This is a genomic window from Streptomyces sp. NPDC028331 (assembly GCF_055565775.1).
This window is the reverse complement of record NZ_JBVHTR010000002.1, coordinates 335537-352661: the sequence shown is the minus strand read 5'-3', so window position 1 is coordinate 352661 and position 17125 is coordinate 335537. Positions and strand designations below refer to the sequence as shown.

General features: G+C 71.4%; 17 protein-coding genes and 1 riboswitch. Of the genes, 2 read left to right on the top strand and 15 right to left on the bottom strand.

Annotated features, from left to right (window positions below; genetic code table 11):
* Positions 1-270: 270 nt before the first annotated feature.
* From ACZ4SW_RS03655 to ACZ4SW_RS03600, 12 genes are all read right to left on the bottom strand, one after another.
* Positions 271-1212 (bottom strand): Ppx/GppA phosphatase family protein, encoded by a 942-nt coding sequence (locus ACZ4SW_RS03655; RefSeq protein WP_468237392.1) that lies wholly within the window; start codon positions 1210-1212, stop codon positions 271-273.
* The gene (locus tag ACZ4SW_RS03650; protein ID WP_468237389.1) at positions 1209-1745 is read right to left on the bottom strand and encodes a DUF501 domain-containing protein; all 537 of its coding nucleotides are present in this window, start codon (positions 1743-1745) and stop codon (positions 1209-1211) included. Before ACZ4SW_RS03650 ends, ACZ4SW_RS03655 begins: the two co-directional genes overlap by 4 nt.
* A gap of 107 nt (positions 1746-1852) precedes the next feature.
* Positions 1853-2383 (bottom strand): FtsB family cell division protein, encoded by a 531-nt coding sequence (locus ACZ4SW_RS03645; protein ID WP_468237386.1) that lies wholly within the window; start codon positions 2381-2383, stop codon positions 1853-1855.
* A gap of 101 nt (positions 2384-2484) precedes the next feature.
* Positions 2485-3771 (bottom strand): phosphopyruvate hydratase, encoded by a 1287-nt coding sequence (eno, locus tag ACZ4SW_RS03640; protein WP_388574223.1) that lies wholly within the window; start codon positions 3769-3771, stop codon positions 2485-2487.
* A 390-nt stretch (positions 3772-4161) separates the two neighbouring features.
* Positions 4162-4854, bottom strand: a complete 693-nt coding sequence (locus ACZ4SW_RS03635) for a transglycosylase family protein (protein ID WP_468237383.1) — start codon at positions 4852-4854, stop codon at positions 4162-4164.
* Between the two features lie 4 nt (positions 4855-4858).
* A riboswitch (cyclic di-AMP (ydaO/yuaA leader) is annotated at positions 4859-5025 on the bottom strand.
* Positions 5026-5224: 199 nt separating this feature from the next.
* The gene (locus tag ACZ4SW_RS03630; protein WP_468237381.1) at positions 5225-6250 is read right to left on the bottom strand and encodes a LysM peptidoglycan-binding domain-containing protein; all 1026 of its coding nucleotides are present in this window, start codon (positions 6248-6250) and stop codon (positions 5225-5227) included.
* A gap of 182 nt (positions 6251-6432) precedes the next feature.
* A complete protein-coding gene (locus tag ACZ4SW_RS03625; RefSeq protein ID WP_468237379.1) occupies positions 6433-7734 on the bottom strand; it encodes a cytochrome P450 family protein in 1302 nt (433 codons plus the stop codon).
* Complete coding sequence (locus ACZ4SW_RS03620) at positions 7731-8738, bottom strand: nucleoside triphosphate pyrophosphohydrolase (RefSeq protein ID WP_468237376.1); 1008 nt, start codon at positions 8736-8738, stop codon at positions 7731-7733. Before ACZ4SW_RS03620 ends, ACZ4SW_RS03625 begins: the two co-directional genes overlap by 4 nt.
* A 215-nt stretch (positions 8739-8953) precedes the next feature.
* On the bottom strand, positions 8954-9607 hold the full coding sequence (locus ACZ4SW_RS03615) for a SurA N-terminal domain-containing protein (protein WP_468237374.1): 654 nt from the start codon (positions 9605-9607) through the stop codon (positions 8954-8956).
* A 150-nt stretch (positions 9608-9757) separates the two neighbouring features.
* Entirely contained in the window at positions 9758-10393 is a 636-nt protein-coding gene (locus ACZ4SW_RS03610) for a hypothetical protein (RefSeq protein ID WP_468237371.1), read from the bottom strand.
* Between the two features lie 55 nt (positions 10394-10448).
* Positions 10449-10766: a hypothetical protein gene (locus ACZ4SW_RS03605; protein WP_468237368.1), complete on the bottom strand. Its 318-nt coding sequence runs from the start codon at positions 10764-10766 to the stop codon at positions 10449-10451.
* A 35-nt stretch (positions 10767-10801) separates the two neighbouring features.
* Positions 10802-11629, bottom strand: coding sequence for a glycoside hydrolase domain-containing protein (locus tag ACZ4SW_RS03600; RefSeq protein WP_468237366.1), 828 nt, complete (start codon positions 11627-11629; stop codon positions 10802-10804).
* A gap of 427 nt (positions 11630-12056) precedes the next feature.
* Here ACZ4SW_RS03600 and ACZ4SW_RS03595 point away from each other — a divergent pair, with 427 nt between their 5' ends.
* On the top strand, positions 12057-12425 hold the full coding sequence (locus ACZ4SW_RS03595) for a hypothetical protein (RefSeq protein ID WP_468237364.1): 369 nt from the start codon (positions 12057-12059) through the stop codon (positions 12423-12425).
* Positions 12426-12485: 60 nt separating this feature from the next.
* Here ACZ4SW_RS03595 and ACZ4SW_RS03590 read toward each other — a convergent pair whose 3' ends face one another.
* Positions 12486-14219, bottom strand: coding sequence for a peptidase M16 family protein (locus tag ACZ4SW_RS03590; RefSeq protein ID WP_468237362.1), 1734 nt, complete (start codon positions 14217-14219; stop codon positions 12486-12488).
* Positions 14220-14277: 58 nt separating this feature from the next.
* Positions 14278-15234: a hypothetical protein gene (locus ACZ4SW_RS03585; RefSeq protein ID WP_468237360.1), complete on the bottom strand. Its 957-nt coding sequence runs from the start codon at positions 15232-15234 to the stop codon at positions 14278-14280.
* Between the two features lie 259 nt (positions 15235-15493).
* On the opposite strand from ACZ4SW_RS03585, the gene ACZ4SW_RS03580 reads away from it, so the two are divergent.
* Entirely contained in the window at positions 15494-15937 is a 444-nt protein-coding gene (locus ACZ4SW_RS03580) for a hypothetical protein (RefSeq protein ID WP_468237357.1), read from the top strand.
* Between the two features lie 96 nt (positions 15938-16033).
* Here ACZ4SW_RS03580 and ACZ4SW_RS03575 read toward each other — a convergent pair whose 3' ends face one another.
* Positions 16034-16774, bottom strand: a complete 741-nt coding sequence (locus ACZ4SW_RS03575; RefSeq protein WP_468237354.1) for a hypothetical protein — start codon at positions 16772-16774, stop codon at positions 16034-16036.
* Positions 16775-17125 lie beyond the last annotated feature (351 nt).

Genomic DNA, 17125 nt, shown 5'->3' with positions numbered 1-17125 from the left:
GCTCGCGTGAGCGGCCTCGGGGACCCCATGAGCCACACGGACGGCCCAATGTCCGCGAAACGTCGCCCAGCAGGGGCGTTTCTCTTGTGAAGAACTTCACGAACTTTTCCGGCGGAGCGTCGGCCAGGGGTTCGGAAGGACCCCCGGGCCGCGCTCATACGTTACCCAACCTGCTCAGGAGAGGCTACTGGCGGGTAGAAAAATCTCGGAACCCGGACGCGTGAGGGTCCGTCAGGGCGGCGGTGAGGCGCAGGAGTCCGGCCCGTCCGGTTACGCGATCGACCAGGCGATGCCGTCCAGGATGTCGTGTTCGCTGACCACGACCTCCGGCGCGTCGATCCGTTCCATGATCGCCAGCAGAACGAGGGCACCCGCGCCGATGACGTCCACGCGCCCGGGGTGCATCGAGGGGATCGCCGCGCGCTCGGCATGCGTGGAGCGCAGCAACGCACCGGTGATCTCCGCCACCCGGTCGCGGGAGATCCGGGAGTGGTGGATCCGCGTCGAGTCGTACTCCGGGAGGTCCTGGGCGATCGCCGAGACCGTGGTGACCGAGCCCGCGAGACCCACCAGCGTGTGCGCCTCCCGCAGCGGCACCGTCTGCTCCGCCAGGTCCAGCGCCGCCTCGATGTCGGACCGTATGGCCGCGATCTGCTCCTCCGTCGGCGGGTCGGCCACCACCCCGTCCCGCACCAGGTGCCGCTCGGTCATGCGGACGCAGCCGATGTCCACGGACCGCGCGCCGCGCACATGGCCGTCGCCGACGACGAACTCCGTGGAGCCGCCGCCGATGTCCACCACCAGGAACGGCGTGGCCAGATCCGTGCGGCCCATCAGCTCCCTGGTCGCGCCGGTGAAGGAGAACTCCGCCTCCTGGTCGCCGGAGATGACCTCGGGTTCGACGCCGAGAATGTCCACCACCCCGCGGACGAACTCGTCCCGGTTCTCCGCGTCCCGGGAGGCGGACGTGGCGACGAAGCGGATCCGCTCCGCGCCGTGCTCCTTGATGACCTCGGCGTACTCCCGGCAGGCGGCGAACGTCCGTTCCAGCGCCTCGGGGGCGAGGCGCCCGGTGCGGTCCACGCCCTGCCCCAGGCGGACGATGGTCATCCGCCGGTCCAGGTCGACCAGTTCGCCCGTACCGGGGTCGGCGTCCGCGACCAGGAGCCGGATGGAGTTCGTACCGCAGTCGATGGCGGCGACCCGTGTCACTTGTTCTCCTCCTCGCGAACCTCGGCACTCACGCACGACCCCTTGCGCCACCACTCCGGCAGCATCGCGATCGCCTCGTCGCCGAGCGGGTTGACGCCCGGGCCGGCGGCCAGGGAGTGCGCCACCAGGACGTGCAGGCACTTCACCCGGTCCGGCATGCCGCCCGCGCTGGGGAAGCCCTCCAGGACCTCGATGGCGTCGCGGCGGGCGATGTAGTCCTCGTGCGCGGCGCGGTAGGCGGCGGCCAGTTCCGGGTCCGTGGCCAGGCGGTCGGTCATCTCCTTCATGACGCCGTCGGCCTCCAGCGTGCCGATCGCGGAGGCGGCCTTCGGGCACGTCAGGTAGTACGTCGTCGGGAACGGGGTGCCGTCGGGGAGCCGCGGCGCCGTCTCCACGACGTCCGGCTGCCCGCACGGGCACCGGTGCGCGATCGCGCGCAGCCCGCGCGGGGGGCGCCCGAGCTGCTGCCGGACGGCCTCGATGTCCGCGTCCGTCGGCTCGGTGCGCGGGGTGGGCGGCGGAGGGGTTTCCATGGCTCTCTTTCAGGCTGTCTTTCTCATGGACGGTGCGTCATGGGCGGTGCGTCGGGGGCGCCGCCCTGGGCGTGTCACGGTGCGTCATGGGTGCCGCTCCCGGTGCGTCACGGGCGCGTCAGCGGCGCGGAGCGATCAGCGGCCGGGCCGTCGGCCCGGTCCGCGCTGCCCGCCCTGTCGGCCTTGTCGACGGCGTCCCAGAGGTCGGCGTACCAGGGGCGTACGGCCGTCGTGCGGTCGGCGCGCGACTGCTTGACCGCGTCCGGGTCGATCACGATGTAGCCGGTCTCCCCCGGCATCACGTAGTGCAGCCGCTGCCGGATCTGCTGCTCGGCGTACGCGTCGTCCTGCCAGCGCGCCTTCAGGTCACGCAACTGTTCGACCCGCTTGCGGGCCTGCTCCTGCTGCCGCTGGAGGTCGGAGATCTCCGTCCGCTGGGAGACGTACTCCCGCATCGGATAGGCGAGCGCGACGATCAGCGAGCACAGCACCAGCGCGAGCAGTGCCGCCCGGCCGGTGAGCCGGGAGCGGCGGGCCTGCCGTCTGGTCTGGGAGCGGTAGACCCGGGCCGCGGTCTGCTCGCCGAGCAGCCGGAGCCTGGTCGCGGTGGAGAACCGGTCGCGGTCCTTGCCGGCCATGTCTCCCGCCTCCCCTTCATACGTGCGTACGTCCCCGCACACGGTACGGGACCGAGTACGGGGACGTACGTACGACCGGCTGAACGCCGGCCCTGTGCCACTCAGCCCTTGAAGCGCGGGAACGCCGAGCGGCCGGCGTACACGGCGGCGTCGTCGAGGATCTCCTCGATGCGCAGGAGCTGGTTGTACTTGGCGACGCGCTCGGAGCGGGCCGGGGCGCCGGTCTTGATCTGGCCGCAGTTGGTGGCGACGGCCAGGTCGGCGATGGTGACGTCCTCGGTCTCGCCGGAGCGGTGGGACATCATGCACTTGAACCCGTTGCGCTGGGCCAGCTCGACGGCGTCCAGGGTCTCGGTCAGCGAACCGATCTGGTTCACCTTGACCAGCAGGGCGTTGGCCGCGCCCTCCTCGATGCCGCGGGCCAGGCGCTCGGGGTTGGTGACGAACAGGTCGTCGCCGACGAGCTGGACCTTGTCGCCGAGCTTGTCGGTGATGACCTTCCAGCCGGCCCAGTCGTCCTCGAACAGCGGGTCCTCGATGGAGACGAGCGGGTAGGCCGCGACGAGCTCCTCGTAGTACTCCGTCATCTCGGCGGCGGAGCGCTCCTTGCCCTCGAAGAGGTACTTGCCGTCCTTGTAGAACTCGGAGGCGGCCACGTCGAGCGCGAGGGCGATCTGCTGGCCGGGGGCGTAACCGGCCTCCTTGATGGCCTCGAGGATGAGGTCGAGGGCCTCACGGTTCGAGCCGAGGTTCGGGGCGAAGCCGCCCTCGTCGCCGAGGCCGGTGGACAGGCCCTTGCTCTTCAGGACCTTCTTCAGCGTGTGGTAGACCTCGGTGCCCCAGCGCAGCGCCTCGGAGAAGGACTCCGCGCCGATCGGGGCGATCATGAACTCCTGGATGTCCACGTTGGAGTCGGCGTGCGAGCCGCCGTTCAGGATGTTCATCATCGGCACCGGCAGCAGGTGCGCGTTCGGGCCGCCCAGGTAGCGGAACAGAGGCAGGTCGCTGGCCTCGGAGGCGGCGTGGGCGACGGCGAGGGAGACGCCGAGGATCGCGTTGGCGCCGAGGGAGCCCTTGTTGTCGGTGGCGTCCAGGTCCATCATCGCCTGGTCGATCAGACGCTGCTCGGTGGCGTCGTAGCCGACCAGCTCCGGGCCGATCTGCTCGATCACGGCGAGGACGGCCTTCTCGACACCCTTGCCCTGGTAACGGTTGGGGTCACCGTCACGCAGCTCGATGGCCTCGAAGGCGCCGGTGGAGGCGCCGGACGGGACGGCGGCACGACCCGTGCTGCCGTCGTCGAGGCCGACCTCGACCTCGACCGTGGGGTTGCCTCGGGAGTCCAGGATTTCCCGGGCTACGACGACGTCGATGGACGGCACGAGCATCTCCTTCTTGGATGTGACGCTGGAAGTGCGGGGCTGTGTGCCTTACGGCTGTGCCTTGCGACTAGAGCCTAACCGCCCCGGGCTGCCGGTCGGCCTACCGACCGTCCCGTGGACAGGGTGACGGTACACATTGTTCCCCCGCGGAACAAAGGGCGGGGGAAAGCATCGGTGAAATCCACGCGGCCGGACGGCGAAGAGGACGGGCGGCAACGGGCGCGGGTGGCAACGGGGGGGCGGGGCGGCAGGCAACGGGCGGGCTGGACGGCGAAGGGGGCCGGACGGCGAAGGGGGGCCGGACAGCAAAAGCCCCGCTCCGGGTGCGTACGGGGGGAACACGCACCGGAGCGGGGAGCCCGTGGGGACGGGGGTGACCCGGCTACCGGGTGGCCGTCACTTCAGGTGGAGCTGCTGGCCGGGGTAGATCAGGTCGGCGTTCTGGACGATGTCCTTGTTCAGCTCGAACAGCTTCTTCCAGCCGCCCTGGACGTGGTGGCTCGTGGCGATCGAGCTGAGGGTGTCGCCCTTGACCACCTTGTACTCGCCGTCGCCCTTCTTGACCTTCTGGCCGGTCGGGGTGGTGACGGTCTTCTTCGGGGCCGTGCGGTGCGCGGAGCGGTTGGCCGCCTGCTGCTCGGTCGAGCGAGTGGTGGTGCTCTTCGGGGCGCTCTTGGCACCGCTCGACGAGCCGGTGGCCGCGGCGCCGTTGTACGTGGCGTTGGTCAGGCCCTTGCCGCACACCGGCCAGGCGCCCTTGCCCTGGCCCGCGAGGACCTTCTCCGCGACGGCTATCTGCTGGCCCTTGGTGGCCAGGTCGGCGCGGGAGGCGTAGGAGGTGCCGCCGTACGCGGCCCAGGTGGAGTTCGTGAACTGCAGACCACCGTAGAAGCCGTTGCCGGTGTTGATGTGCCAGTTGCCACCGGACTCGCACTGCGCGACCGCGTCCCACTGGGAGGCGGTGGCGGCGGAGGCGTTCCCGGCCGCGAGGAGCGGGCCGGCGATCGCGGCGCCGGCGACGCCGGCGAGCGCGACGGCACGGGTGGCCTTGGACGGGCGGCGGTGCTTGCCGTTGCCGGAACACAGCATGGTTCGTTCCCCTCACCGACGCCTGCGAGGTGAGCTGTCGGGTTCGGGCCGGTTGAGTTGCCCGGCCGCATCCCTTGCGGGACGCGGCTTCACCCCGAGCCGCTTCCGGTCAACTCCCGGACGCGGCGCCTACCTTGGGTCCCCCGCTCCTGCCTACGGCGCTTGACGCGACGACTGTTCCCGTACGGCCGCTGGCAGGATTCGGCGTTGCGACCGCAGGGGCTCGCTGTGGCGAGCGATCACGACCGTAAGCAGTCGATCCCCGGAATTTCAAAGACGATCAGGGCTTATGAGACCCATATCTCACTTTCACCAAACAGGACATTCCGGATCGAAGTGGGTCGCGAACTTCCGCCTCACAAGGGGCAGTTCAGGACGACCCGCCACTCGCGCCGGCGTCGAGAGCAAGGCTCTGACCGGGGAGAATGAGGTTCGGGTCGGCACCGACCGTCTGCTTGTTGGCCTCGTAGAGCATCGCCCATCCCCCGCCGATGGCAAGGGAGTCGGCGATGGACGACAGACTGTCGCCGGGGCGGACGAGGTACGAGCCGTCGACGGTGTCGCGCGCTCCGGCCGCGTCGCGTGAGGCATGCCGACCGGATGCGTCCCCGGTACGGCCGTCCGCGGCCCCCTCGTCGGCACTGTCGCCCCGATGACGGCCGGCGCCCGAAGCCTCGGTCGAACTCGCGCCGGACGGTGCGTCGTTCTGCTCCGACTTGTCCGACTCGCCGCTCTTCGTCGTGGCCGTCGGCGTACCGCCGGACCCCTGCGCACTCTGAGTGGGGTCGGCGCTCGACTTCCCGGACGAGGACGAGGGCGACGACGAGGCGGAGGAGGGCGAGGAGGGCGAAGCGGAGGAGGCGGACGAAGAGGCCGACGGAGTGGCCGCCGCCGATGACCCGGACGAGTCGGACAGCCCCAGGCCGGAGTCCAGCCCGGAATCCAGCCCGGAGCCGGAGGACGATCCGCTGCTGGACGACGGGTCACCGGCGACACCCGTGTCGACGTCGGCGGGACCGGAGTCCTTGCTCAGGCCGTTCAGCAGACCGCAGGTGCCCCAGACCGACACGCCCCGGGCCGCGAGGACCTTCTCGGCGACGGCGATCTGCTGCGAGCGGCTCGCCTGGTCGGGACTCGGCGCGTAGTCGAGACCGCCGTACTTGTCCCACTCGTCCTGCGTCAACTGCAGCCCGCCGTAGCGGCCGTTACCGGTGTCCGCGCTCCACGAGCCGCCGCTGACGCAGTCCGCGACCTGGTCCCAGGTGGTGCCGGTGGCCGCGCTCGCGCCGGTGGCGCCGAGCAGCGGGATCGCGATCGCTGATCCGGTCACCCCCGCCGCGACGAGGAGAGCCGGAGCCTGACGGGGGCGACGGTGACGACCGTTCCCGGAGAGCATGCGGTTGCCTTTCACACGACAGCATCGACCGACGCGGCGGCCGTGACGTGCGGACCGCCGCGTTGCTGCGTGAACGTATCGGCACCAGATCGCTTGTCACAAGTTAATGCAGCGTAGATCACGTGAAGATCACAGAGGTGAGATCCTGTCACCTTCTTGTGACCATCGGCGTGTTCGCCGTGTCATGTGCGGACGGCCGCGGGAGGTTCGTGACCTTTCTCCGGAACCGGTGTGAACGTCACGGGCAGCGTGCGCAGGCCCCGCATGATGAGTCCGCCGCGCCATCGCAGTTCGGCCGGGTCCACCGCGAGGCGCAGGTCCGGCAGGCGGGTCAGGAGCGTGGCGAGCGCCGTCTGTCCCTCCAGGCGGGCCAGGGGGGCGCCCAGGCAGTAGTGGATGCCGTGCCCGTACCCGAGGTGCTGGTTGTCGCGGCGGGCCAGGTCGAGGACGTCCGGGTCGGCGAACCGCGCCGGGTCCCGGTCCGCGGCGGCCAGGACGACGAGGACGGGGTCGCCGGGGGCGATGTGCTGCCCGCCGATGGTGAGCGGCCGCGTGGCGAACCGCCAGGTGGCCAGCTCCACAGGGCCGTCGTAGCGCAGCAGCTCCTCGACGCCGGTCTCCAGCAGGTCGCGTTCCCCGGTGGCGAGGGACCGCTGCAGACGGGCCCGCTGCCCGGGGTGCCCGAGGAGCGCGTACGTGCCGTTGCCGATGAGGTTGACGGTGGTCTCGAACCCGGCGAAGAGCAGGATGAAGGCCATCGCGGCGGCCTCGTTCTCGGTGAGGTGCTCGCCGTGGTCGGAGGCGCGGATGAGCCCGGATATGAGGTCCTCGCCGGGCCCGGGTTCGGCGGGCAGCGCCTCCCGCTTGCGGTGGATGAGGTCGGCGAGGTAGCCGCGCATCTTCTTCACCGACCGGGCGACGCCGCCCCGGGGCCCTCCCCCGTGCCGGATCATCATCCCGGCCCAGTCCCGGAAGTCGTCCTGGTCCTCGCGCGGGACGCCGAGCATGTCGCAGATGGCGTAGATGGGGAGCGGGAAGGCGAACTCGTGGATGAGGTCGGCCTCGCCCCGGGCCGCGAACCGGTCGATGAGGTGGTCGGTGAGTTCCTGGACCCGCGGCGCGAACTCGGCGACACGCCGCGGTGTGAAGGCCTTGGAGACGAGCCGGCGCAGCCGGGTGTGGTCCGGCGGGTCGATGTTGAGCAGATGCGTCATCAGCTCGGCCTTGCGCTCGCCGGGGATGCCGGTCTTGCCCTTGGCGTGCGCGGGCTCGTCGTGATGCGCCGGGTTCTTGCTCAGCCGGGGGTCGGCCAGCGCCTGCCTGGCGTCGGCGTACCGGGTGACCAGCCAGGCCTCCACCCCGCTCGGCAGCCTCGTCCGGTGCACGGGGGCGTGCTCGCGGAGCCAGGCGTAGGCGGGGTAGGGGTCGGCGGCGAACTCCCAGGTGAACAGCTCGGGTGCGGGGGATGCGGTCTGGCCGGTCACTGCTTCGGGCCCCCGCTCTCCACCTCCCGGATCGCGTCCCGGTACGCGCGTGCCGCCGCGCGCAGGGCCGCCTCCGGGTCCACTCCCTCCGCCTCCGCGCGTGCGGCCAGGGCCAGCAGTTCGTAGCCGATCCCCTCGCCCTGCGGGAGCGGGACGTCGAGGCCCGCCGTGCGGACGCGGGAGTGCAGCTTCGCGGCGAGGGCGAGGCCCGGCTGGCCCAGGGGGACGCCCTCCGTGACCGACGTGCGCCGCTTCTCGGCCGCCTTCGTCCGCAGCCAGTGCTCCTTGACCTCTTCCGGTGTCGTCGCGGTCTCGTCGCCGAAGACGTGCGGGTGGCGGTGGATCAGCTTGGCCACGATGCCGCCCGCCACGTCGTCGATGGAGAAGGGCGCCTCAGGGTGCTCCTCGGCTATCCGGGCGTGGAAGACGACCTGGAGCAGGACGTCGCCCAGCTCCTCCCGCAGCTCCTCGCGGTCGCCCGCCTCGATGGCCTCGACCAGTTCGTACGCCTCTTCGATGCCGTACTTGGCCAGGCCCAGGTGGGTCTGCCGGGACGACCAGGGGCACTCGGCGCGGATGCGGTCCATGACCTGCACCAGGTCCAGCAGGCGGGCGCCCGGGAGGTCGTACGAGGCGGGAAGCAGCTCCAGCTCCGGCATGCGGACGCGGCCCGATCCGGCCAGGCGTGCGAGGCCGTCGGTCAGGGCGGGCTCTCCCTCGCCCGTGGCGACGACGACCACCGTACGGCCGCCGGCGCAGGCGTCGACCAGGTCCTGCGCGCCCGGCGCGGCCTCCTCGACCGTTATGCCCGCCTCGCGCAGATAGGGAAGCTGCGGGTGCGCGCCGTCCGCGCACAGGACCCGGTCGGCGGCGTGCAGCGCCTGCCAGGCGGGCCAGGACAGGAGCCCTGGGGCGACCCGGTGGCTGGTGGTGAGTAGGACGATCCGGCCGGGCTCGCCGGTCGCCTCCGGTCCCGGGGCCGCTTCGAAGCTGGTTGCGTTCACCCTCCGAACGTAACGCACGCCACGGACGGCCCCCGGGGTTGTCCACAGGCCCGGAGGCACCGCCCCGGGAGTCGTCCACGGGCCCGGCGCACCGCCCCCGGAGTCGTCCACAGGCCCAGCGCACCACCCCCGGAGTCGTCCACAGGCCCGGAGCACCACCCCCGGAGTCGTCCACAGGCCCGGAGTACCGCCCGCCCCGGCCCCGGACCACCCGTCTACGCCGTCTGCTGTTCAGCCGACGCCGTGACCTCCTTGACCCACGGTGTCTTCGCGTCCACCCGGCTGCTCTTCTGCACGTCCCAGGTGCCGTAGCGGGGGTTCAGGTCGACGTGCAGTTCCTTGGACGCCTGCGACAGGGCCTTCCAGAACGCGTTCTTGCCCTGGGTCGTGCTCATGTCGGCGCCGAGCGCGGCGGCCAGCTTCTGCGCCTCGACCTCCGTGCGGAGGCTGTCGTCGAGGCGCCCGGGGGCCACCCCGTACTGCTGCAGCCACACGCTCTGCAGCTCCTTCGCGCCGCCCGCCTGCGCCTGGAGGTTCGCCCGCATCTGTTCGACGTCCCTGGCGCTGACGCTCACGCCCGCGTTCTCGGCGGCGCGGTCCAGGACCCGGTCCAGAACCATGGTGTGCAGCGTGTCCCGGGTGAGGGTGCTGGTCTGGGCGACCGCCTGCTCGTACTGGGCGTCGTCCGTGGCGGCGGCGCGCTGGGCCGCGCGCACCTCGTCCACCCGGCTCTCGAGCTGCGCGACCGTGATCCGCTCACCTCCGACGACGGCCGCGGCACCCGGGTGCGCGGTGCCGCCGCACGCGGTGAGGAGAGGTGCCGCGACCAGGGCGGCGGTGAGGGCGATCGCGGGGCGACGGCGGTGCAAAGTGACCTCCCGAGGGGGTTTGTGCGACGGTGCACAAGGTCTTGCGGTGATCGATGGTAAGGAGCGGACCGGCTCCGGCCAACCCATTCGACCAACGATTCACCGGCACTTCGGGCACCGCCCGGCCGTGGGCGGGAATCCCCGGGTGGCTCAGGCCCGCCCGCCCACCGCTCGCTCGACCGCCCCGGCGACGTCGGCGCGCAGCTTGTCGCCGGTGTCGAGCCTGGTCACATTGGCACCGGCCGTCTCGCCGCCCCCGGTGCCGACGAGCACGAAGCCGACCTTCCGGTACCGCGGTGCCGTCTGCGCGGCGGCCGAGATCTCCGGCCGGCCCACGGCGAGCACCACGTCGCAGGAGCGCTGCAGCAGACCGTTGAGGTACGGGCGGGCGTTGGCGGCGCTCTGCTCGCCGGTCACCGGCGCGTAGCTCACGCGCGCGTGCGTCTTGAGGGAGGCGTCCTGCATGCCCTGCCAGACCTCGGCGGCCGTGGTCCCCGCCGTGATGCCCTTGGCGTCGGTGAGCAGGCAGGCGTCGACGTCGTCGTAGTGCCTTGCCCTGGTGTCCGGGATCGGCGGCCGGTCGTCGTGCCGGAAGAGCAACGCGCCGGTCACGACCACCGCGGCGACGACGGCGAGCGAGCCCGCCGTCAGCGCGATGGTGCGTCCGCGGAGCGAGCGCAGCCAGGTGACGACGGCGCGCCCCACCGCGGTGAGCCGCCCCGCGGGGCCGCCCTGTCCCGCGTTCGCCGGGCGTGCCTGCGTCACCTGCCTGACCTGCTTGGCCACGACTTTCCCGCTCTCCTGTCGTACGTGTGTGTCTGTTCTCCGCCGGGTGTCCGTGTCAGCGGCCGCCGGCCCGTCGCGGCCAGACCTTCCAGGCGTGGAGCGAGGCCCCGCCCATCGAGAGCAGGATCAGCACGACGTCGAGTGCGAACAGCGCCCCGTGCGTCGTGTCCGGCGTCAGCTCCAGTTCGGCGACCCAGGCCACGAGGACGGCGCTGAACGCCGCGAAGGCCCACCAGTCGCTCGCCCTGCGCCGGCGCAGGGCGAGCACGAGGGACGGCACGGGACACAACAGCCCCAGGCTGACGACGGGCAGCGCGGCGAATCCCGCCCGTACGGCGAACAGCCGCACTGCCGGTACGGCGACGACCTTCATGTACCGCCCCCTCGGGTGGTGGCTGGGCCGGCGGTTCAGCCGGTGATGGCGACCGGCGCGTCCCAGGCGTCACGGTCCACGGTGATGGTGTAGCCGCCCCGCGTCTCCTTGCTGTTCACCATGTACTGGTGGGCGCGGCTGTGGTCGGTGTACTGCGTGGAGCCCCACGGCCAGTCCGTGGTCGTCGTGTACTGCTTGTCCCACAGCGCGTACCAGAGGTTGCCCGGCAGGTCGGTCTTGTTGGTCGCGGTGGCGACGGCCTTGGCGCTGGAGCTGCTGAAGCCGTAGTACCCGGCGCGGTAGATCTTGGTGCGCAGCTGCTTGTCGAAGGCCCGGACGTACGTCAGCACGGCGTTGTTGCACGACGTGTTCGTGATGTCGTACGGCTCCATGTCGAGGTAGATGGGGCTGCCGGCCTTCATGCCCAGTGCGGACGCCTTGGCGACCGCGTCGTTCGCGTCGCTCGTCCCCAGGGTGGCGGCGGTGGTGGCGGTGAGCTTCTCCGGGTTGGAGCCGGTCTGGCAGGGCGGCTGGGCGCCGACGTAGATCGGGATGAGCTTCCAGCCCATCGAGCTGACGGACTTCACCCAGGACGCGGTGAGGTTGGGCTGGCTGCACCCGCGGTTCTTGCCGCCGACGTAGACGGCGGCCGCCCCGTAGAAGCCGGTGTTCCAGGCCTTCATCGCGGCCGTCGAGGGCGCGGTGCAGGTGTCGAAGGCGTGTCCGGTGTACGTCTTCTGGGCGGGCCAGGTCGTGGCCGCCATCGACGTCTGCGCCGCGATCCCGGCACCGGCGACGACGGCGGCGCCGGCCACCGACCACGTGATGTACCTGAACTTCTTGGACTGCCGATGCCCGGCCATCCCCACCCCAATTCACGCCGGGCGGACGCGTGCGGCGTCCGCCGGAAAATCTGCTGAGCCCCTGAAGCGACGCGGTCCGGCACGGCGACGTCCGTACGGATCTGTCGTGAATCCGCAGGGAAACGTGCGCAGGCACACGGGACTTGAGCGTCCGAAGCGGATCGCACCGTAACCGACGGCGCCCTTGCGCTGGGGAAACGGGTCCCCTTGGGCGTCACAAGATTCTCTCACGTAACGGCAAAACCACCGGTCCCCGGGGAACGACGGACCGGACCGGCGCGTCAGGAGACGCACATACGCCGTCAAACGCCGTTCGTCCCCCGCGGTCCCGGCGCCGGGCCCACTGCTCTAGCCTTGCCCCCTGCGCTCTCCCCGTCCGCGGCGGCGGAGGGCCGGGGGGTTTCGGGCGTGGGGCTTGGGGGTTCACATGGAGAGACGGCTGGAGGCCGGCGGGTTCCAGCGGATGGCCTGGTCGGTCCTGGTGTGGGGATCGCTGGGCTTGCTGGTGTGGGTGCCGTTCCTGTACGTGGCGGTCCGCCGCAGGCGGCCGTCGGACTGGGGCGCCTTCGGGTCGTTCGCGTTCTACGAGTGCGTGACCCTGCCGTGGGCGGCGCACCAGGGCGATGGCGCGGGTGATCCCATCCTCGGCGTGGTCGTGATCGTGAGCCTGCTGACGGCGACGGGCCTGCTGCTGTTCGCCCTGTTCGACAGGCCGACGCCGAAGCCGGTGGCGATGTACGGAGCGATGCCGCAACCGCAACCGCAACCGATGCAGCGGAACCCGTACATGCGGTAGCCCGGCGCCGTACGCCCGTACGGGTACCGCGCCAGGTCCGCCCCTGTACGGCGATACGCCTCACACCCTCCGCGTCCCCCGCAGGATCCGTACGGCGGGCCAGGCCAGCAGGGCGGTGACGCCCCACATGAAGCCCGCGATGCCGAGCCACTCCCCGGTGCTGGTCTGCGGATCGCGGCCGAAGACCGTGACCGCGAGGGCCAGGAAGGCGAACAGGCTGGCCAGGAGGCCGAACACGACCACCGCCGCCGTCTGCCGCCCGGTGCGCCGGGCGGGGGCCGGCTGCTTCTCGCCCGGCGTTGCCCCGCTCCCCTGGGCCGCCGCGGCCGGTCGCGGCCTCGGCTGCTGCTGCCGGGCCGGCAGCCACACCACCGCGGACTGCGGCACGGCGGCATCGAGGGCCGCCATGGTGTGCGGGTCCACGCCGTACAGCCCCGGCTCCACCTCCAGGGCCAGACCGTCGGTCCCGATGAGCTGACGGCCGCCGTCGGGCCAGCTCAGCACCGCGGCGCAGGCGCGGTAGGCCACGGTCACCGCGTTCTCCGTCCCGTCCTTCGCACGCACGGTCATGCTGACGCCCTCGTCCCCGAACACCAGCGCGGAACCGTCACCGCCCACCGAGGCGAACCGCCGCCCGGTCACCGCGTACGACGAACGCGTGGGCGCCGCCGTGTAACCCGCCCAGTTCGCGCTGTGCCCCGCGGGCACCTGCATCAGCGCGGTCCCAGCCGCCTCCAGCGCCACCGCGTGCAGATGCTCCGGTGTCACACTCCACAGTTCGGAACGCAGTTCGTCGAGACTGCGCACCGGCCGCCCGGCGAGCAGGTCCTCCGCCGCCCCCGGCAGCCTCCGTGCGGCCGCGTCCTGCACGGTCAGCGCTCCGTCGGCCCGGGAGCGCACCGCCTCGAGGTCGCCCTGCGCGATCCGGCCCACCTGAAGCCCGGCGAGGACGTCGACGAAGCCGCCGAGCACCGCGTCCTGCTTGGCGGGCAGGGCGTCCGCGAAGGCGGTCACCAGGGCGTAGCCGTCGCGGCGCGAGGCGTAGTCGGCGGCCGCCGTGTAGGAATAGCCGCCCTCCTGCCGCAGGGCGCGGGAGAGTTCGCGCTCCAGGACACCCGCGTACACCCGGGCCGCGGTGGTGTCGGTGACGACGGCGTCCAGCAGGACGCCGCCCTTGCCGTCGGAGAAGTAGGCGGGAGCGGTGGGCAGCGCCGAGGTGACGGCGGGCAGGGGGCGACGCGGGCCGGCAGGCAGTTTCAGGGTGAGCCCGGCCGGCATCCGCTCACCGGCGATCCACAGCGCGGCGTTGCCCTGTGTGAACCAGGTGTCCACCCACTCCCGTACGTCGTCCGGGCGCATTCCCCGCACGCCCCACTCCGGATAGCTGACCAGGCCGTACCCCTGGGCGCCGTAGCGCCACAACGGGAGCTGGCCGACATCGCGCCGGGACTCCTCGGTGCGCAGGATCTCCTTCTCGGTCTCCAGGCGCTCCATGGGCAGGTCGGAGAGCGAGGCGCAGACCCCGTGGAGGTAGGCGACGACCTCGTGCTCGGCGCCCTCCACGTGGAAGTGGGTGAAGGCCGCCTTGGTCGCGCCGTTGAAGTGGTAGTCGGCCAGGCCCTGGCGGTGCAGGGCGAGGTGCTCGACCAGGTGCGTGACACCGGTGCGGGCGAGCGTCTCGTCGGCGACACCGACCCGGAAGACGAGTCCGGCGCGCATCGGCCCGGTGGCGTACGCGAAGAGGGCGGGTATGCCGTCGACCTCGGTGGGGTGGATGGCGGCCTGGGGGTTCATCTGGGGCCTCTGTTCGGCGTGTTCATAGGGGTCGTCCGGCTCGTGCGGCTCATCCGGGTCATCCTCTGGCGAGTGCGGCGTCGCGGTGCTTGACGTAGACCGCGGTGGCGTCGCGGCCCAGGTAGGCCCAGGGGGACTCCGAGGCCAGGTTGCCCAGGACGCGGAAGCAGGCGGCGGCCCGGGGCAGGTCACCCGCGAGGGAGAACAGGGCGGCGAAGTAGCCCGCGACGGTGACCCAGCCGTAGCCGCGGTGGAAGTGCGGGTGGAGCACGGACCGCTCGGCGGCCTCGACGAGTTCGGTGCGTACAGCGTCCTGGCGCAGGTAGTCCTCGCGCTCCTTGCCCTTCAGGTCGAGCCAGTGCTCCATGTGCACCTCGGCCACCATGCCGCCGTTCATGGCCCCGACGGGGGCGTTGACGAGGCATTCCCGCGCGAAGCCGTGGGCCGCCTCCCAGCTCCCGCTCCACTTGGGGCAGAGCTGCTGGAGCAGCCGGCCCTGTGCGGTGAGGTGGTGCGGGTGGTGTGCGGTCAGCCGGTCGTACCGGCGCCGCGCCTCGTTCTGCCCGAGCTCCAGCCCCCTGGCGGTGTTGAGGCGTGCGGCCCAGGCCGCGTCGAAGGCCGGGTCGAGCGCGGTGGCCCGGATCAGATGCTGCTCGGCCTGTCGCAGGTGCGCGTGCAGCCCGGCGAACTGCTCGCGGCTGACCTGCTTGGCGGGAGCGGCGGTGCGGATCTCCCAGCCGATGTGCACCTCGCGGTTGCCGAGGACGGTGAGCGCGAGCACGTCGTCGGGGGTTGCGGCGAGGATGTCGCGCATCCAGTCCTCGACCCCCTTCACATCGGACAGCACCCCCACGGCGAAGCTGCGGTCCGTGCCCTGCGGCAGCCCGTACACGTACTGCCGTATGGACGCCCAGTCCCACGCGGCGGCCGCCTGCCGCAGCCAGGCGGCCTCGGGGAAGGCGGAGGCCACCTCGAAGTCGGGGGGCGGCAGGGAGGGGGCGGAGGGGTGCGACATGTCGCGGATACTAAGCGAGAGCGGTGACAACGGGATTCGCCGGGGATGTCCGGCCCGGGCAGGCGGACGGATGACCACACCTTGATCGCTTCCCTGCCCTCCGGTCATCTCCCGTTCACCGGACCCCCGTATAATCCGCCCGTCTGATCATCCGCCGTGACCCGCGCGTCGCTCTCGCCACCCCCGGTCGCCCGGATCCCCCCCCGGACGCTCTCGTGCGCACACCTGCGCTTCCCGCTCTCCCCTTTCTGGAGCCCCCATGGCCCTCAACGCCCGCCGCACCAGGCAACTGCTGGAAACCACCGCACCCTTGCTCCTGGAGGGCGAGCAGGTGGAGATGACGACCCTGGCGGGCGTCGGCTCGGTGTCGGTCCGCAAGCAGGCGCTCACCGCGGCCGTGGTGGGCGTCCTGAGTGCGGGCACGGTGATGGCGACGGTCACGCCGCGCCCGATGTACATAGTCCTGACCGACCAGCGCCTGCTGTTCTTCGACGGCAACCGCGGCGGCAAGCCGGGCAAGCTGCTGCTGAACCTGCCGCGGCCGTACGTGTCGGCGGGCGGCTCGAAGAAGGCGTTCCTGGGTCTGCAGTACGTCACCCACCTGACGCTGGCCGGCCAGGACAAGGGCCTGAAGGTCACGTTCCCGGTGCAGCACAAGGCGGACGGGCCGCGGTTCGTGGCGGGGTTGCCGGTGACGCGCTGAGGACGCGGGGCAGGCCGACGCGGCTTGGTGGAGCTTCATCTCCGACCTCAGCGTCCTGCGTTGTGCGCTGCGCGCTGCGCGCTCGAGGGAGAAGGCTCACCCGGACGGCATCACGTTCGCGACCACTCGTTCCGCCACCGAGAACACCGTTTCACAGTCAGTACACGCCGCTTGCCCGAACAGATACGGCACCCTTTCGGCAAACTCCGACTGTCCATCAGCGACGGCTTGGTCATGGAGCCGCTTGGCCAAGCCCTCCAGTTCGGTCGGAGCAGTCGGCCGTAGTGGTGTCGTCCCGACATCCCCCAGCGCGTAGTCGTCGCTGCAGGAAAAGAAGCCGTCATCACCCATGACGATGAACAGGTTCACTCCGCAGTAAGGGCAGTCGACCTCGTATTCGCCTTGCGCCAGCTCGTCCAGGCGCTCGTCCCAGACCTCTACGCCCTCGAAGGCCAAGGCTGCCTGAACGAGTCCGACATAGTCCTCGATCTCGAGCGGCAGACGGAGGCACTCCTCAGTCAGCCGGGAAAGCTCCGCGATCTGCGATGAGTGGACCTCCCGCGCGGAAACACCCTCAGCCGACCGACGCGCACAGGTCACGATCGGGCCCGCCGCGAGCAGAACCCAGCGCCGCTCATCCGGCTCCTGGTCGGCTGCGATCCGGGCCAAGCGGGGAAGCGCCGCAAAGCTCGCCGAGAAGGCGGTGTCGAGCGTCGGACACAGCCGGTCCATGAACTCGGACCAGACCCCAGGCGGATCCGCCTCGAACCGGTCGAGAAGAGCCGGGACACCTTCCGCGGAGCCATGCGCCTCATGGAGCTTGGACCAATCCGTCATGCCCGGATCCAAGCAGACGGTCGGCGACCACAAGCGAGCGGGTCCTGACATGGCTGGGCTCCGGGCTGCCGATCGATGCCCTCATGGCGATACCCGCCCGGTGTCGTGCGGCATCCCATCCCGTAGCCGTGCGCGATCATCTGCGCCGGTCAGCGGCATGGGCCAACCGCCGCTCGATCACCGTGGCGAATCAGCACGTGAGGTGCGGGCCAGCCATCCCTGCGTCTTCATCGGAGTAGCTCAACCCGATCACGCGCGCGTACAGCTCGGCGAACTCCTCGCTACGTTCCAAGGCCATGCAAGGCCATCGCGCTCTCACTGGCACAAGCGCCTCGCCGCCCATCGGCCGGT

Bases quoted from the DNA above. Each gene is read 5' to 3' on its own strand.
- ACZ4SW_RS03650 (WP_468237389.1), bottom strand. From the start codon at position 1,745: ATGGAAACCCCTCCGCCGCCCACCCCGCGCACCGAGCCGACGGACGCG.
- ACZ4SW_RS03645 (WP_468237386.1), bottom strand. From the start codon at position 2,383: ATGGCCGGCAAGGACCGCGACCGGTTCTCCACCGCGACCAGGCTCCGG.
- eno (WP_388574223.1), bottom strand. From the start codon at position 3,771: ATGCTCGTGCCGTCCATCGACGTCGTCGTAGCCCGGGAAATCCTGGAC.
- ACZ4SW_RS03635 (WP_468237383.1), bottom strand. From the start codon at position 4,854: ATGCTGTGTTCCGGCAACGGCAAGCACCGCCGCCCGTCCAAGGCCACC.
- ACZ4SW_RS03630 (WP_468237381.1), bottom strand. From the start codon at position 6,250: ATGCTCTCCGGGAACGGTCGTCACCGTCGCCCCCGTCAGGCTCCGGCT.
- ACZ4SW_RS03605 (WP_468237368.1), bottom strand. From the start codon at position 10,766: ATGAAGGTCGTCGCCGTACCGGCAGTGCGGCTGTTCGCCGTACGGGCG.
- ACZ4SW_RS03600 (WP_468237366.1), bottom strand. From the start codon at position 11,629: ATGGCCGGGCATCGGCAGTCCAAGAAGTTCAGGTACATCACGTGGTCG.
- ACZ4SW_RS03595 (WP_468237364.1), top strand. From the start codon at position 12,057: ATGGAGAGACGGCTGGAGGCCGGCGGGTTCCAGCGGATGGCCTGGTCG.
- ACZ4SW_RS03590 (WP_468237362.1), bottom strand. From the start codon at position 14,219: ATGAACCCCCAGGCCGCCATCCACCCCACCGAGGTCGACGGCATACCC.
- ACZ4SW_RS03585 (WP_468237360.1), bottom strand. From the start codon at position 15,234: ATGTCGCACCCCTCCGCCCCCTCCCTGCCGCCCCCCGACTTCGAGGTG.
- ACZ4SW_RS03580 (WP_468237357.1), top strand. From the start codon at position 15,494: ATGGCCCTCAACGCCCGCCGCACCAGGCAACTGCTGGAAACCACCGCA.
- ACZ4SW_RS03575 (WP_468237354.1), bottom strand. From the start codon at position 16,774: ATGACGGATTGGTCCAAGCTCCATGAGGCGCATGGCTCCGCGGAAGGT.